We start from the raw sequence: 14,124 nt of genomic DNA on the forward strand, positions 1-14,124 counted from the left end.
GGCCTTCGCCCCACCGCCCCACGGCCCTTCGCCCGCAGGCCCCCGGCCCCGGCCCTCGCCCGCCCGCCCCTCAGCCTCCCGCCGCGTGGCTGATCGTGTAGATCAGCAGGCCCGCCAGTGCGCCCACCACCGTGCCGTTGATGCGGATGAACTGGAGGTCGCGGCCGATGTTCGCCTCGATCTTCTTCGATGTCTGCGTGGCGTCCCAGCCGGCGACCGTGTCCGTGATCAGGGACGTGATCTCGTGCCGGTACGTCGTGACCACGTAGGCCGCCGTGTCCTCCGCCCAGCCCTCCACCTTCTTCTGGAGGCGGGCGTCCGTCGACAGACGGTTGCCCAGGGAGATCAGGGACGCGCGGGCGCGGAGGCGGAGTTGGCTGCGGTCGTCCTCCGCCGCCGCGATGATCAGGTTGCGGACCGAGGACCAGGCCGAGGCGATGATGTCCTGGACCTCCGGGCGGGCCAGGAGGTCCGACTTCAGGCGTTCGACGCGGGCCCGGGTGTCCGTGTCCGCCTGGAGGTCGGCCGCGAAGTCGGTCAGGAACCGGTCGATCGCGCCGCGCGCGGGGTGCGCCGGCATGTCCCGCATCTCCGTCACGAAGCGGAGGAGCTCCTTGTAGACGCGTTCGCCGATGCGCTTGTCCACGAAGCGCGGCGTCCAGCCCGGGGCGCCGCCCTGCACCGCGTCCATCACCGACTCGCCGTGGGTCACCAGCCAGTCGTGAGCCCTGGTGCACACGAGGTCCACCGCCCGGTGGTGCGCCCCGTCCGAGACGATCTTCTCCAGCGTCTTGCCCAGGCCCGGCGCGATCTCCGCCGCCTCCGCCCGCCGGGTGATCGCCTCCCCCACGACCGCCTGCACGTCGGAGTCGCGAAGGACGGTGAGCGCGCCTCGGAGGGCTGTGGAGAGCTCCGCCGTCACCCGGTCCGCGTGCGCCGGGTCCGCCAGCCACCCGCCGAGGCGTCTCCCGATGCCCAGCGCCGCCAGCCTGCCCCGTACGACATCGGCCGACAGGAAGTTCTCGCCCACGAACTGGCCCAGCGACGCTCCCAGCTGGTCCTTCTTCGTGGGGATGATCGCCGTGTGCGGGATCGGCAGGCCCAGGGGGCGCCTGAAGAGGGCCGTCACCGCGAACCAGTCCGCCAGCGCGCCGACCATGCCGGCCTCCGCCGCCGCCGCGACATAGCCCGTCCAGGGCCCCCAGCCGGCGTTCTCCGCCCAGGTCGCCAGGGCGTAGATCACCGCCACGGCGAGCAGCAGTGCCGTCGCCAGCGACTTCATCCGGCGGACGCCTCTGCTCTTCTCCTCGTCCGCCGCCGTGTACGAAAAACTCACCATGGGCCTGACCTCCTACATCAGGGACTCCCGGCGCTCGTCCCGAGTTCCCCCGTACATCTTCGCGATCACCGTCTCGATGTCCGGCTCCCGCACCGAGAGGTCCAGCAGGGGATACGTCGCCGCCACCTCCGCCACCAGCGGGGCCGCCGATGCCGTGGCCGGGAAGGCGAGCCATTGGCGGGGACCCTCCGACCGTACGAAGCGGGCGCCCGGGACGTCGATCGGCGGCAGCTCCCGCTCCAGGTCCACCACCAGGAGCCGCTCGCTCTCCCCCACCGCGTGCAGACCCGCCAGTTTTCCGTCGTACATCAGGCGCCCGTGGTCGATCACCATCACCCGCGAGCACAGCTGCTCGATGTCCGTGAGGTCGTGGGTGGTCAGGAGGACCGTCGTGCCCTCGGTGGTGTTGAGGTGGCTCAGGAACTCCCTGACCCTCGCCTTCGACACCACGTCAAGGCCGATCGTCGGCTCGTCCAGGTAGAGGACCTCCGGGTCGTGGAGGAGAGCCGCCGCGATGTCCCCGCGCATCCGCTGCCCCAGCGACAGCTGCCGTACCGGCACGTCGAGCAGCTCCCCCAGTTCCAGGAGCTCCACGCACCGGTCCAGGTTCTCCCGGAAGCGAGTGTCGGGGATCCGGTACATCCGGTGCATCAGCCGGTACGAGTCCTTCAGCGGCAGGTCCCACCAGAGCGTCGTCCGCTGGCCGAAGACCACTCCGATCCGTTGCGCCAGACGGGTGCGCTCGCGCGCAGGGTCGATGCCCGCGACCCGCAGCCGGCCGCCGCTGGGGGTGAGGATGCCCGTCAGCATCTTGATCGTCGTCGACTTCCCCGCGCCGTTCGGGCCGATGTAGCCGACCATCTCCCCGCGCTCGACGGTGAAACTGATGCCGTCGACCGCTCGTACCTCCCGCTTCTCGCGGCGCAGGAGGCCCGCCTTTCTGCGGACCGTGAAGACCTTCTCCAGGTTCTCCAGTTCGATGAACGGATCGGTCGTCGTGCCGGTCGTCATGTCGGTCGTCGTGTGCGACGCCACCTTCTGCCCTCAGCTTCCCGTCGATCGGTACGCACGGACCCCGGCCCGCCACGCCACCCCCGCCACCCCGCAACACCCCGCCGCCACCAGCGGCGACGCGAACGCCGCCCACTCCGGCACCCCCGCCGGGGCCGGCCGGCCCAGCACGTACAGCGCCGGCAGCCAGTTCACGAACGCCAGCGGTACGACGTACACCACACCCCGCACCAGGTCCTGCGCGAAGATCGTCGGAGGGTACTGGAGGAGGGTGTTCCCGCCGTACGTGAACGAGTTCGTCACCTCCGCCGCGTCCTGCATCCAGAACAGCACCGACGCGCCGACGACCATCACCGCCCCGAAGATCACCGCCCCGCTCACCACCGCCACCGGCAGCAGCAGCACCTTCAGCGGCGTCCACGCCACGTCCAGCAGGCACAGGCTCCAGACCAGGACGACCAGCCCCTGCGTGACCCGGCCGAACCGCTTCAGCGCGAACTTGTCCCCGGCGAGCTGCGCGAGCAGCGGCGCCGGGCGCATCAGGAACGTGTCGAGCGAGCCGTCCCTGACCCGCGCCCCCATCCGCTGGAGCGAGCCCATCGTGAGGTCCGCGATCCCGAACGCCGTGCCCGCCGTCCCGTACAGCAGAGCGACCTCCGCGAAGGTGAAGCCGCCCAGGCCCTTCACCTGGCCGAACATCAGCAGGATCACGACGAAGTCGAAGAACGTGACGCAGAAGTTCGTGAAGAGCGTGATCAGGAAGGACGCGCGGTACGTCATCGTCGAGCGGATCCACATCCCCGCGACCATCCGGTACGTCCGCCAGGAGTCGCCCAGGCGGCCGGGAGCGGGACCCTGGCCGTACGCGCCTCCGGACCGCACGGGCGTACGCGTCACCTCAGCCACCCTGCACCACCACCTTCCGCGTCGCCGCCGCCTGCGCCGCACGGCCGACGCCCAGCAGCACCAGCGCCCAGCCGCCCTGGAAGGCGTACGCCCCCGCCAGGCCCCAGCCCTCGTACCTCCCCAGGTACACATCGGCCGGCACCTGGAGCAGCGACGCCCACGGCAGTGCCCGCGCGACCTCGCCGAGCGCGCCCGGGAAGACGTTCAGCGGGAGCAGCATCCCCGAGAAGAACAGGCCGCCCAGCCAGGCCACCTGGACCACGCCCTGGCCGTCGAGCAGCCAGAACGCGCTCATGGCCACCACGTACCAGAGCGCGAAACCGACCGTCGAGCCGAGCGCCACCGCCACCAGGAAGGCGAGCCACGAGCCCGGCCCGGCCGGCAGGGTGAAACGGAAGGCCAGCCAGCCGACCGCCATCGGAGCGATCCCGCGGCCGAGCAACTGGTAGGCGGACCTGCCCAGATCGACCGAGAACCACCAGGTCTGGAGGTCGGCCGGGCGGTAGAGGTCGACCGCGATGTCGCCGGTCCTGATCCGCTCGATCAGCTCGTTCTCGAAGCCGCCGCCCATCATCCCGCAGACCGTGAGCAGCGCCTGCCCGATCCACACGTACGCGAGCGCGTCGTCCATCGAGTAGCCGCCGAGGTGCGGGCGCTCGTCCCAGAGGGCGATGTACGTGTACGACAGGACGAGGCCGAAGACGGAGTTGGTGAACACCCCCGCCGCCGTCGCCACCCGGTAGGTGGCATGGCGCCGGAAGGCTCCCGCCGCCACCGTCGCGTACAGCCGCAGCATGCGGCTCTCCTCCCCGGTCCGTGAAGCATCCAAGTCCGTGAAGCTCCGACGTCCGTAAGGAACCCGAGTCCGCAAAGAACCGAAAAACGCCGAAGCGCACGACCCTAGCGAAGGGCGCCCTCGCGCCGCGACCGGATTTCCCGTCACCTTCGGGTCGCATTCAGGAGTTTCGCCCCCTAAGGGGCAATATGGCTTGCCATGCCCCCTTCCTCCGGTACGAGCGACTCCGACGCCCCCCGGCCGGCCCGCCCCACGGGCTGGGAGCCGAGGGACCCCACCCTCTCCACTCCCCCCTCGCGCAAGCCGAAGCGCCGTCCCCGCCGCCCCCTGCGCACCCTCTTCGGGCTCCTGCTCCTCGGCACCCTGCTGCTCGTCGGCGCCTTCGCCGCCGGGTACCTCCTGGTGGAGATCCCGCCCGCCAACTCCGCCGCCCTCGCCCAGTCCAACGTCTACCTCTACCGGGACGGCAGCACCCTCGCCCGCGACGGCGAGGTCAACCGCGAGAACATCCGGCTCGACCGCGTCCCCCTCACCGTCCGGCAGGCCGTCCTCGCCGCCGAGGACCGCGACTTCCACACCTCGCGCGCCGTCGACCCCAAGGCGATGGTCCGCGCCGCCTGGAACACCGTCACCGGCAAGGGCCGCCAGTCCGGCTCCACCATCACCCAGCAGTACGTCAAGAACTACTACCTGGGGCAGGAGCAGACCCTCACCCGCAAGGCGAAGGAGTTCTTCATCGCGATCAAGCTCGGCCGCGAGAAGAGCAAGGAGGACATCCTCCAGGGCTACCTGAACACCAGCTACTTCGGGCGCAACGCGTACGGCCTCCAGGCCGCCGCCCGCGCCTACTACGGCAAGGACGTCGAGGACCTCGACACCGCCGAGGGCGCGTACCTCGCCTCCGTCCTCAAGGCCCCCAGCGCCTACGACGTCACCACCCACCCCGAGAACCGCGCCAAGGCCGTCGCCCGCTGGAACTACGTCCTCGACGGCATGGTCACCGAAGGCTGGCTCAGCCGCGCCGACCGCGCCGCCACCCGCTTCCCCATCCCCCAGACCGCCCGCCCCGCGACCGGCCTCTCCGGCCAGCGCGGCTACCTCGTCCAGGCCGTCGAGGAGTACCTGACCGAGCACGGGATCGTCGACGAGAAGACCCTCGCCGGCGGCGGCTTCCGCATCACCACCACCCTCGAACCCACCAAGCAGGACGCGCTCGTCCAGGCCGTCGAGGCGCGGGTCATGTCCAAGCTCGACCCGGCGAACGCCCCCGCCGACCGCTACGTACGGGTCGGCGCGGCCGCCATCGACCCGGCGAGCGGCAAGGTCCTCGCCCTGTACGGCGGCGTCGACTACACGCAGCAGTACGTCAACAACGCCACCCGGCGCGACTACCAGGTCGGCTCCACCTTCAAGCCCTTCGTCTTCACCGCCGCCGTCCAGAGCGGCGCCCAGACCCAGCAGGGCGAGCCGATCACCCCGTACACCGTGTACGACGGAAGCAACCGGCGCCCGGTCGAGGGCTGGAACGGCACCCCGTACGACCCCGCCAACGAGGACGACGAGAGCTACGGCGAGATCGCCGTCGGCGCCGCGACCGACCTGTCGGTGAACGCCGTGTACGCCCAGATGGCCGTCGACGTCGGCCCCGGGCACGTACGCCGCACCGCCGTCGACCTCGGCCTGCCCGGCTCCACCCCCGACCTCACCGCCTCCCCCTCCATCGCGCTCGGCGCGGCCACGGCGAGTGTCCTGGACATGGCGACGGCGTACGCGACCCTCGCCGCGCACGGCCGGCACGGTGGGTACTCCCTCGTCGAGGGCGTCAGCAGGGACGGCCAGGAGATGGCCGTACCGACCCCGGCGTCCCGGCAGGCGGTGAGCCGGGAGGCCGCCGACACCACCACGGCCGTCCTGCGGAGCGTCATCGAGACGGGTACGGGAACGGCCGCGCAGGCCGTCGGACGCCCCGCCGCCGGCAAGACGGGCACGGCGGAGGACGACAAGGCCGCCTGGTTCGCCGGCTACACCCCGGAACTCGCCACGGTCGTCGCCCTGATGGGCCAGGACCCCGAGTCGGGCCGGCAGGAACCGCTGTACGGCGCACTCGGACAGCCCCGGATCAACGGGGGCGGGACGCCCGCCGAGATCTGGGCCCAGTTCACCCGCGAGGCACTGGCGGGAACGACCCCGCGGGACTTCGAACTCCAGCTGATGCCGGGGGCGGAGGAGCCGCCGCCGGTCCCGCCGGCACCCGATGCCCCGGATGCCGCGGATGCCGCTGCCGCCTCCGCCGCCCCTGATGCCTCTGGTGCTCCTGACACCTCGGCTGCGCCCGACGCCTCGAATGCCCCCGACGCCTCCACTGTCCCTGAGGCCTCAGTTGCTCCTGAGGCCCCTGAGGAGTCGTACGAGCTGGGCGAGGCGGGCCCGGGAGCGGCGTCGCGCGGCCCCCGGCCGCCTCGTGGCACCCCCGGTCAGTGACCCGAGGTCGCCTTCAGACCCACGACGGCGACCAGCAGCAGACAGACGAAGAAGATCCGGGCGGCGGTCGCCGGCTCACCCAGCACCACCATGCCGAGCACCGCCGCACCGGCCGCGCCGATACCGACCCACACGCCGTACGCCGTACCGATCGGCAGGGTCTTCGCGGCGTGCGACAGCAGCACCATCGAGGCGACGATCCCCGCCCCGGTGAACACGCTGGGCCAGAGTCGCGTGAAACCGTCGGTGTACTTCATCCCGATCGACCAGCCGACTTCCAGCAGACCCGCGACCACAAGAAGAACCCAGGCCATGACGACAACACCTCCGCGAGACGGAACAACAGGGGTGCGTCGTCTTGTCGGAATCCCGGTACGGCGCGTCTCGTCGGGTGTCTCCAGGCTAGCAAAAAACGGCGGAAGGCCTTGGTGACCATGGTCACCAAGGCCTTCCGAGGCACATGGGGTCAGAGATACAGCCCGGTCGAGTCCGTCGTCCCCTGGAACCGGTCCGCGGCCACCGCGTGCAGATCACGCTCCCGCATCAGGATGTACGCCACGCCCCGCACCTCGACCTCGGCGCGGTCCTCGGGGTCGTACAGCACCCGGTCGCCGATCTCGACGGTCCGGACGTTCTGACCGACCGCGACCACCTCGGCCCAGGCAAGGCGACGGCCGACGGCGGCGGTCGCCGGAATCAGGATGCCGCCCCCGGAGCGCCGCTCCCCCTCCGGGGAGTCGGTGCGGACCAGGACGCGGTCGTGGAGCATCCGGATGGGCAGCTTGTCGTGCGTGTTCTCGCTCACGGTGTGAACCTACCTGCCCGGGTGCGGCACCCGAGGCGGGGAGGCGTCATCCCTTTCCCTTGCGGGAGGAGGCCGCGAGCAGCCCGATGACCGCGACGGCGACGAGCGCCGCCGGCACCACGCGCTCCAGGCGGGGGGCGCCGTCCTCATGGGTGAAACGTGCCTTCACGTCCGAGACGACCCGGTTGACGGCGACGAAGGCGCGTCCGGCGGTCTGGTCGACCGTCGAGGCGACCTTGGCCTTCGCGTCCCCGATGATCGTCTTCGGGTGCATCCGAATGCCGATCTCGTCGAGAGTGACGGCGAGCTGCTCGCGCCGGCGGACGATGTCCGCCTCGATCTGCGCAGGGGTCCTGGCCTCCGACACCGCGCTGCCTCCGTAGTCGTGATCCGGGTGGGTCGTGATCCGGTCGTTGATCGGTCCTTGTGGACAGTCTGTCAGCTCTCTCGCCGCCGGGCTGTCCCCGACCCCCATTAGGCTCTGAATGCGTACGCGAACCATCCCGAGGAGAGCCAGCCATGAGCGAGCGACTGCAGCCCGGCGACACCGCCCCCGCCTTCACCCTGCCCGACGCGGACGGCAACGAGGTCTCCCTCGCGGACCACAAGGGCCGCAAGGTCATCGTCTACTTCTACCCGGCGGCGCTGACGCCCGGCTGCACGAAGCAGGCGTGCGACTTCACGGACAACCTGGACGTCCTTGCGGCGGCGGGCTACGACGTCATCGGCGTCTCGCCGGACAAGCCGGAGAAGCTGGCGAAGTTCCGTGAGAAGGAGAACCTGAAGGTCACGCTGGTCGGCGACCCGTCGAAGGAGATCCTGGAGGCGTACGGCGCCTTCGGCGAGAAGAAGCTGTACGGCAAGACGGTGACGGGCGTGATCCGCTCGACGGTCGTCGTGGACGAGGACGGCAAGGTGGAGCACGCCTTCTACAACGTGAAGGCGACGGGCCACGTGGCCAAGATCCTCAGGGACCTCGCCATCGCGGGCTGAACCGCCGCCCCGGCGACGTGACGGACGTCCCAATCCGGGGCGACTTCCGTTTGTGAACGGCATGACCGTGCAGAAGGTCCTCTGGAGTTTTCCCCGGAGAGAGGACGTACGGCCATGCCGGCCACAGACCGCGACGGGCCCGTCGCCGATCCCGAGGCCCGGAGGCGTCATCCGCAGCTGTTCAAGGCCGTCACCCGGCGACGGCAGCCCAGGCTGCGGCGCACCGACATCACGGTCACCGACGAGGCGGCCGTCAAGCGGGCCGTGAAGGCGGCCTCGCTGGGCAATGCCATGGAGTGGTTCGACTTCGGCATCTACGCCTATCTCGCCGTCACCCTCGGCCATGTCTTCTTCCCGTCGGGCAACGACACCGTCCAGCTGCTGTCGTCCTTCGCCACGTTCGCGGTCGCCTTCCTGGTCCGCCCGCTCGGCGGCATGGTGTTCGGCCCGATGGGTGACCGGCTGGGCCGTAAGAAGGTCCTCGCACTGACGATGATCCTCATGGCCGTCGGCACCTTCGCGATCGGCCTGATCCCGTCGTACGCCTCCATCGGCTTCTGGGCGCCGGTCCTCCTGGTCCTCTTCCGGATGCTCCAGGGCTTCTCCACCGGCGGCGAGTACGGCGGCGCCTCGACGTTCATCGCCGAGTACGCCCCCGACCGCCGCAGGGGCTACTTCGGCAGCTTCCTGGAGTTCGGCACCCTGGCGGGCTACGTCGGCGCGGCGGGCCTGGTGACCGCGCTCACCGGCTGGCTCGGCTCCGACACCATGGAGGCATGGGGCTGGCGCGTGCCGTTCCTGGTCGCGGGCCCGCTGGGCCTCGTCGGCCTCTATCTGCGGCTGCGGCTCGACGAGACGCCCGCCTTCCAGAGACTGGAGAGCGACTCGGCACGCGCCTCCGACGCCGCGGACGCGGTGGAGATCTCCACCAAGGGCGACCTGGCGAAGATCTTCCGGCAGCAGTGGCCGACGCTGATCCTGTGCATCGCGCTGGTCGGCGCGTACAACATCACCGACTACATGCTGCTGTCGTACATGCCGACGTACCTCTCCGACGAGCTCGGCTACAGCGAGACGCACGGCCTGCTGATCCTGCTGCTCGTGATGGCCCTGCTGATGCTGATCATCACTCAGGTCGGCCGTCTGAACGACCGTTTCGGGCGGAAGCCGGTACTGATGGCGGGCATGCTGGGCTTCCTCCTCCTGTCGCTGCCCGCGTTCCTGCTGATCGGCCAGGGCGGCGTACCCGCGATCACGGCGGGCATGCTGATGCTCGGTCTGTCGCTGGTCTGCCTGCTCGGCACGATGTCGGCGGCGCTCCCGGCGCTCTTCCCGACGGACGTCCGTTACGGCTCCCTGTCGGTGGGCTACAACCTGTCGGCGTCGCTGTTCGGCGGGACGACCCCGCTGGTGATCACGGCCCTCATCGGCGCGACCGGCAGCAATCTGATGCCGGCGTACTACGCGATGGGCGCGGCGCTCGTCGGAGTGATCGCGGTCGCCTGCATGAAGGAGACGGCCCGACAACCCCTGGAGGGCTCCCCACCGTCGGTGGAGACCCCGGAGGAAGCAGCCGAGATGGTGATGTCCCAGGCCCCGGAACCGAGGTTCTGACCCCCCTCTCGCCCCCCGCCGCCGTAACGGACCGCACGGGAGTCGCGGACGCCGACGGAGGCGCTGGAACCGCTACGGAACTCCTCGTCGAGGAGGCGTCGCCCCACGCACCGCGCAACCCGAACTGCCATGCGACCACCACGATGTGGTGCCGGGGTGGCGCCCGGTACGATGACACGCAGCGAGCGGTGGTGGCGCAATGGCGACGCAGCAGACTTAGGATCTGTGGCCCTTGATCGGGCTTGAGGGTTCGAATCCCTTCCGCCGCACAATAACGGCCTGCGAATCGAAGGATCGATTCGCAGGCCGTCTGTATGCGGCTCTCAGCCCAGCAGCTCCTTCACCACCGGCACCAGTGCCCGGAACGCCTTGCCGCGGTGGCTGATCGCGTTCTTCTCCGCCGGGGTCAGTTCCGCGCAGGTCACCTCGTGGCCCTTCGGCTGGAGGATCGGGTCGTAGCCGAAGCCGTTCGTGCCCGCGGGGGCGTGGCGGAGGGTGCCCGGCATCGTGCCTTCGACGACGCGTTCCGTGCCGTCGGGCAGTGCCAGGGCCGCCGCGCAGGCGAAGTGGGCGCCGCGGTGTTCGTCCGCGATGTCGGAGAGTTGGGCGAGGAGGAGGTCCAGGTTCGCGCGGTCGTCGCCGTGCGTGCCCGACCAGCGGGCCGAGAAGATGCCGGGGGCGCCGTTCAGGACGTCGACGCACAGGCCGGAGTCGTCGGCCACCGCCGGCAGGCCGGTGGCCTGGGCGAGGGCGTGGGCTTTGAGGAGGGCGTTCTCGGCGAAGGTGACGCCGGTTTCCTTGACGTCGGGGATCTCCGGGTACGCGTCCGCGCCGACGAGTTCCAGGTCGAGACCTGCGTCGGCGAGGATCGCGTGGAGTTCGGTGATCTTGCCCGCGTTGCGGGTGGCGAGGATCAGACGGGTCATGTCACCGATTATCCCGGGGTGCAGACCTTGCCGATCTCGGTGGCCGCGTCGGTGATGGGGGTGATGTCCGGCGTGGTGTCGCCGTTCTTGACGGCGGTGCGGACGGTGTCGACGCCCTTGGTGAGGTCGTCGACCGCCTTGGAGAGGTCCGCGTTGTCCGTGGAGTTCTTGAGGTTGCCCAGTTCCGTGGAGATGGAGTTGAGGGACTCCTCGATCTGGGTGGCGTCGTTCGAGGCGTTGGAGACCGCCTGCTGAAGGTTGCTCACCGAGGTGGCTATCGCGTCGGCGGTCTTGACGCAGTCCATTGCTTTGTCGAGGGCTCCGCAGCCGCTCAGGACGGTGGCGAGTGCGGCGGCCGTGGCCACGGCGAGTGCGAGACGGCGCTTCAAGGCGGGTCCTCCCCCAGATACGTACATGCGGACGGGCGGGCGCACGGATCGTACCCGGCTGCCCGCCCGTCAGGACGCAGTGTGGGGTCAGAGGGTTCCTTCGAGGGCCTTGCGCTGGATCTCGGCGAGTTCGGCGCAGCCGCCGGACGCGAGGTCGAGGAGGGCGTTGAGCTCTTCGCGGTCGAAGGGCTGGGCCTCGGCGGTGCCCTGGACCTCGACGAAGCGGCCGTCGCCGGTGCAGACGACGTTCATGTCGGTGTCGGCGCGGACGTCCTCCTCGTAGCAGAGGTCGAGGAGGGGGACGCCGTCGACGATGCCGACGGAGACGGCGCCGACGGTGCCGGTGAGGGGCTTGCGGCCGGCCTTGACGAGCTTCTTGCCCTGGGCCCAGGTGACGGCGTCGGCGAGGGCGACGTACGCGCCGGTGATGGCGGCGGTGCGGGTGCCGCCGTCGGCCTGGAGGACGTCGCAGTCGAGGACGATGGTGTTCTCGCCGAGCGCCTTGTAGTCGATGACGGCGCGCAGCGAGCGGCCGATGAGGCGGGAGATCTCGTGGGTGCGGCCGCCGATCTTGCCGCGGACGGATTCGCGGTCGCCGCGGGTGTTGGTGGCGCGCGGGAGCATGGAGTACTCGCCGGTGACCCAGCCTTCGCCGCTGCCCTTGCGCCAGCGCGGGACGCCTTCGGTGACGGAGGCGGTGCAGAAGACCTTGGTGTCGCCGAAGGAGATGAGGACGGAGCCCTCGGCGTGCTTGCTCCATCCACGTTCGATGGTGACGGGGCGGAGCTGTTCGGGGGTACGGCCGTCGATACGAGACATGGGACGAGCCTAGCGGGACACACGAAGGGCCCGTTCCCCTGCCGGAACGGGCCCTTCAGCCGATGCGGCTGCTTACATCATGTCTTCGATGTCGGCGGCGATCGGGTCGGCGTCGGTGCCGATGACGACCTGGATCGCGGTGCCCATCTTGACGACGCCGTGGGCGCCGGCGGCCTTGAGGGCGGCCTCGTCGACCTTGGACGGGTCCAGGACCTCGGTGCGCAGGCGGGTGATGCAGCCTTCGACCTCTTCGATGTTCTCGATGCCGCCGAGCCCGGCGACGATCTTCTCAGCCTTGCTGGCCATGTGTTTCTCCCTGTCCGTTCCGTTCGCGCGTACGCGAATCTCGGCGCACCTGTGGTCCGCTTTGTCACGGTAACCCACGGTTGGCCCAACTTCGCGAGCGAGTGCCGCCGTTCTGTCGAAAGATGACGATCACCGGCGGCCTGTCCTCAGCGGGCTCCGGGGAGCCTATCGCAACTGGTCTACACCAGTGTGCAACGAGACGCGGACCCGGCTTGTTCCGGGCAGGGAGGACGCCGATGAGTACCGACAGCGCTGCGGCGCAGCCGAAGAAGTCCGTGTGGGGCGGACTCTTCCAGGGGCTCCAGAAGATGGGCCGCAGCCTCCAGCTCCCCATCGCCGTCCTCCCGGCCGCGGGCATCATCAACCGGCTCGGGCAGCCTGACGTGTTCGGCGCGGACGGTCTCGGCTGGGACAACGTCGCCAAGGTGATGGCGGGCGCCGGCGGTGCACTTCTCGACGGCAGTCTGGGGCTGCCGCTCCTCTTCTGCATCGGCGTCGCGATCGGCATGGCGAAGAAGTCGGACGGTTCGACCGCGCTCGCGGCCGTCGTCGGCTTCCTCGTCTACTACACGGTGCTGCGTCAGTTCCCGAAGGACTGCCCGGAGGGCACGAAGGACATCAGCGGCGGCTGCCTCGGCGTCGACGACTCCTTCGCGGGCTACACGTACCAGAACCCCGGCGTCTTCGGCGGCATCGTCATGGGCCTGCTCACCGCGTACCTGTGGCAGCGGTACCACCGGACGAAGCTGGTCGACTGGCTGGGCTTCTTCAACGGCCGCCGCCTGGTCCCGATCATCATGACGTTCGTGGCGATCGCGTTCGCCGCGCTGTGCCTGTGGATCTGGCCGCCGATCGGTGACGGTCTGGAGAACTTCAGCGACTGGCTGGTCGGACTCGGCTCGTGGGGTTCGGGCATCTTCGGTCTGGCGAACCGGGCACTGCTCGTCATCGGCCTGCACCAGTTCCTGAACGTGCCGATCTGGTTCCAGTTCGGCACGTACGAGAAGCCGGACGGCTCGGTGGTCCACGGCGACATCCCGATGTTCCTGGCGGGCGACCCGAACGCCGGCCAGTTCCTGACGGGCTTCTTCCCGATCATGATGTTCGCGCTTCCGGCGGCGGCGCTCGCGATCACCCACTGCGCGAAGCCGCACCGGCGCAAGGAGGTCGGCGGCATGATGCTGTCGGTCGCACTGACCTCGTTCGTCACCGGCATCACCGAGCCGATCGAGTACTCGTTCCTCTTCATCGCCCCGCTGCTCTACGCGGTCCACGCCGTCCTCACGGGTGTGTCGATGGCCGTGACCTGGGCATTCGGCGTGAAGGACGGCTTCAGCTTCTCGGCCGGCCTGATCGACTACGTGATCAACTGGGGCCTCGCGACGAAGCCGTGGCTGATCATTCCGATCGGTCTCGCGTTCGCGGTCGTCTACTACGCGATCTTCCGGTTCGCGATCACCAAGTTCAACCTCCCGACGCCCGGCCGCGAGCCTGACGAGGTCGGGGACGAGATGGAGCGGGAGAACGTCAAGTAGCGCTGCGGTCACCCTGCAGAGCCTGACCGTTTCGGGGCTTTCGCCCCTCCCGTAAGACCCGCGAAAGGCCCCTGGACCTGACGGTCCGGGGGCCTTATGTCGTGCATTTCCAGCTATGGCTGAGCGCACAGAATTCGCAGGTTCCTTATCTAAGTCTCACGTGCTACAACTGGTCTACACCACTCATTGGTGTAGACCACGCGG

General features: G+C 69.7%; 14 protein-coding genes, 1 tRNA gene, 1 pseudogene and 1 riboswitch. Of the genes and pseudogenes, 5 read left to right on the forward strand and 11 right to left on the reverse strand.

Features of this window, described 5'->3' with window-relative positions; all coding sequences use genetic code 11:
• Positions 1–70: 70 nt before the first annotated feature.
• From E0F75_RS29135 to E0F75_RS29150, 4 genes and pseudogenes are all read right to left on the reverse strand, one after another.
• Positions 71–1,342: pseudogene (locus E0F75_RS29135) on the reverse strand (DUF445 domain-containing protein); the annotation flags it as partial.
• Positions 1,343–1,351: 9 nt separating this feature from the next.
• Positions 1,352–2,350 carry an ATP-binding cassette domain-containing protein gene (locus E0F75_RS29140; RefSeq protein ID WP_229313941.1) on the reverse strand — a complete coding sequence of 333 codons (999 nt, stop codon included), beginning with the start codon at positions 2,348–2,350 and terminating at the stop codon, positions 1,352–1,354.
• A gap of 33 nt (positions 2,351–2,383) precedes the next feature.
• Positions 2,384–3,160 carry an ABC transporter permease gene (locus tag E0F75_RS29145; protein WP_229314035.1) on the reverse strand — a complete coding sequence of 259 codons (777 nt, stop codon included), beginning with the start codon at positions 3,158–3,160 and terminating at the stop codon, positions 2,384–2,386.
• Between the two features lie 88 nt (positions 3,161–3,248).
• Positions 3,249–4,049, reverse strand: coding sequence for an ABC-2 family transporter protein (locus E0F75_RS29150; protein ID WP_229314036.1), 801 nt, complete (start codon positions 4,047–4,049; stop codon positions 3,249–3,251).
• 201 nt (positions 4,050–4,250) lie between these two features.
• Here E0F75_RS29150 and E0F75_RS29155 point away from each other — a divergent pair, with 201 nt between their 5' ends.
• Positions 4,251–6,533, forward strand: coding sequence for a transglycosylase domain-containing protein (locus E0F75_RS29155; protein WP_229313942.1), 2,283 nt, complete (start codon positions 4,251–4,253; stop codon positions 6,531–6,533).
• Here the strand turns inward: E0F75_RS29155 and E0F75_RS29160 are convergent.
• The 3 genes from E0F75_RS29160 to E0F75_RS29170 form a co-directional block, all read right to left on the reverse strand.
• A complete protein-coding gene (locus E0F75_RS29160; protein ID WP_093800677.1) occupies positions 6,527–6,847 on the reverse strand; it encodes a multidrug efflux SMR transporter in 321 nt (106 codons plus the stop codon). The genes E0F75_RS29155 and E0F75_RS29160 overlap by 7 nt on opposite strands.
• Before the next feature lie 33 nt (positions 6,848–6,880).
• Positions 6,881–6,950, reverse strand: a riboswitch (guanidine-III (ykkC-III) riboswitch).
• Between the two features lie 49 nt (positions 6,951–6,999).
• The gene (locus E0F75_RS29165; protein WP_229313943.1) at positions 7,000–7,338 is read right to left on the reverse strand and encodes a co-chaperone GroES; all 339 of its coding nucleotides are present in this window, start codon (positions 7,336–7,338) and stop codon (positions 7,000–7,002) included.
• A gap of 46 nt (positions 7,339–7,384) precedes the next feature.
• A complete protein-coding gene (locus E0F75_RS29170) occupies positions 7,385–7,705 on the reverse strand; it encodes a DUF3618 domain-containing protein (protein WP_073913470.1) in 321 nt (106 codons plus the stop codon).
• Positions 7,706–7,857: 152 nt separating this feature from the next.
• Here E0F75_RS29170 and bcp point away from each other — a divergent pair, with 152 nt between their 5' ends.
• From bcp to E0F75_RS29185, 3 genes are all read left to right on the forward strand, one after another.
• A complete protein-coding gene (gene bcp / locus E0F75_RS29175; RefSeq protein ID WP_229313944.1) occupies positions 7,858–8,331 on the forward strand; it encodes a thioredoxin-dependent thiol peroxidase in 474 nt (157 codons plus the stop codon).
• Positions 8,332–8,445: 114 nt separating this feature from the next.
• Positions 8,446–9,945 carry a glycine betaine/L-proline transporter ProP gene (gene proP, locus E0F75_RS29180; RefSeq protein ID WP_229313945.1) on the forward strand — a complete coding sequence of 500 codons (1,500 nt, stop codon included), beginning with the start codon at positions 8,446–8,448 and terminating at the stop codon, positions 9,943–9,945.
• A gap of 185 nt (positions 9,946–10,130) precedes the next feature.
• Positions 10,131–10,214 (forward strand) — tRNA-Leu (locus tag E0F75_RS29185).
• Positions 10,215–10,268: 54 nt separating this feature from the next.
• Here E0F75_RS29185 and rdgB read toward each other — a convergent pair.
• From rdgB to E0F75_RS29205, 4 genes are all read right to left on the reverse strand, one after another.
• Positions 10,269–10,871: an RdgB/HAM1 family non-canonical purine NTP pyrophosphatase gene (rdgB, locus tag E0F75_RS29190; RefSeq protein ID WP_229313946.1), complete on the reverse strand. Its 603-nt coding sequence runs from the start codon at positions 10,869–10,871 to the stop codon at positions 10,269–10,271.
• A gap of 8 nt (positions 10,872–10,879) precedes the next feature.
• Entirely contained in the window at positions 10,880–11,287 is a 408-nt protein-coding gene (locus tag E0F75_RS29195) for a hypothetical protein (RefSeq protein ID WP_229313947.1), read from the reverse strand.
• Between the two features lie 60 nt (positions 11,288–11,347).
• Positions 11,348–12,079, reverse strand: a complete 732-nt coding sequence (gene rph, locus E0F75_RS29200; protein WP_229313948.1) for a ribonuclease PH — start codon at positions 12,077–12,079, stop codon at positions 11,348–11,350.
• A gap of 72 nt (positions 12,080–12,151) precedes the next feature.
• Positions 12,152–12,424 carry a PTS glucose/sucrose transporter subunit IIB gene (locus E0F75_RS29205; RefSeq protein ID WP_308189620.1) on the reverse strand — a complete coding sequence of 91 codons (273 nt, stop codon included), beginning with the start codon at positions 12,422–12,424 and terminating at the stop codon, positions 12,152–12,154.
• 197 nt (positions 12,425–12,621) lie between these two features.
• On the opposite strand from E0F75_RS29205, the gene E0F75_RS29210 reads away from it, so the two are divergent.
• The gene (locus E0F75_RS29210; RefSeq protein ID WP_229313949.1) at positions 12,622–13,920 is read left to right on the forward strand and encodes a PTS transporter subunit EIIC; all 1,299 of its coding nucleotides are present in this window, start codon (positions 12,622–12,624) and stop codon (positions 13,918–13,920) included.
• Positions 13,921–14,124: the final 204 nt, after the last annotated feature.

The organism is Streptomyces sp. CB02980, assembly GCF_014451325.2.
Lineage (GTDB): Bacteria > Actinomycetota > Actinomycetes > Streptomycetales > Streptomycetaceae > Streptomyces.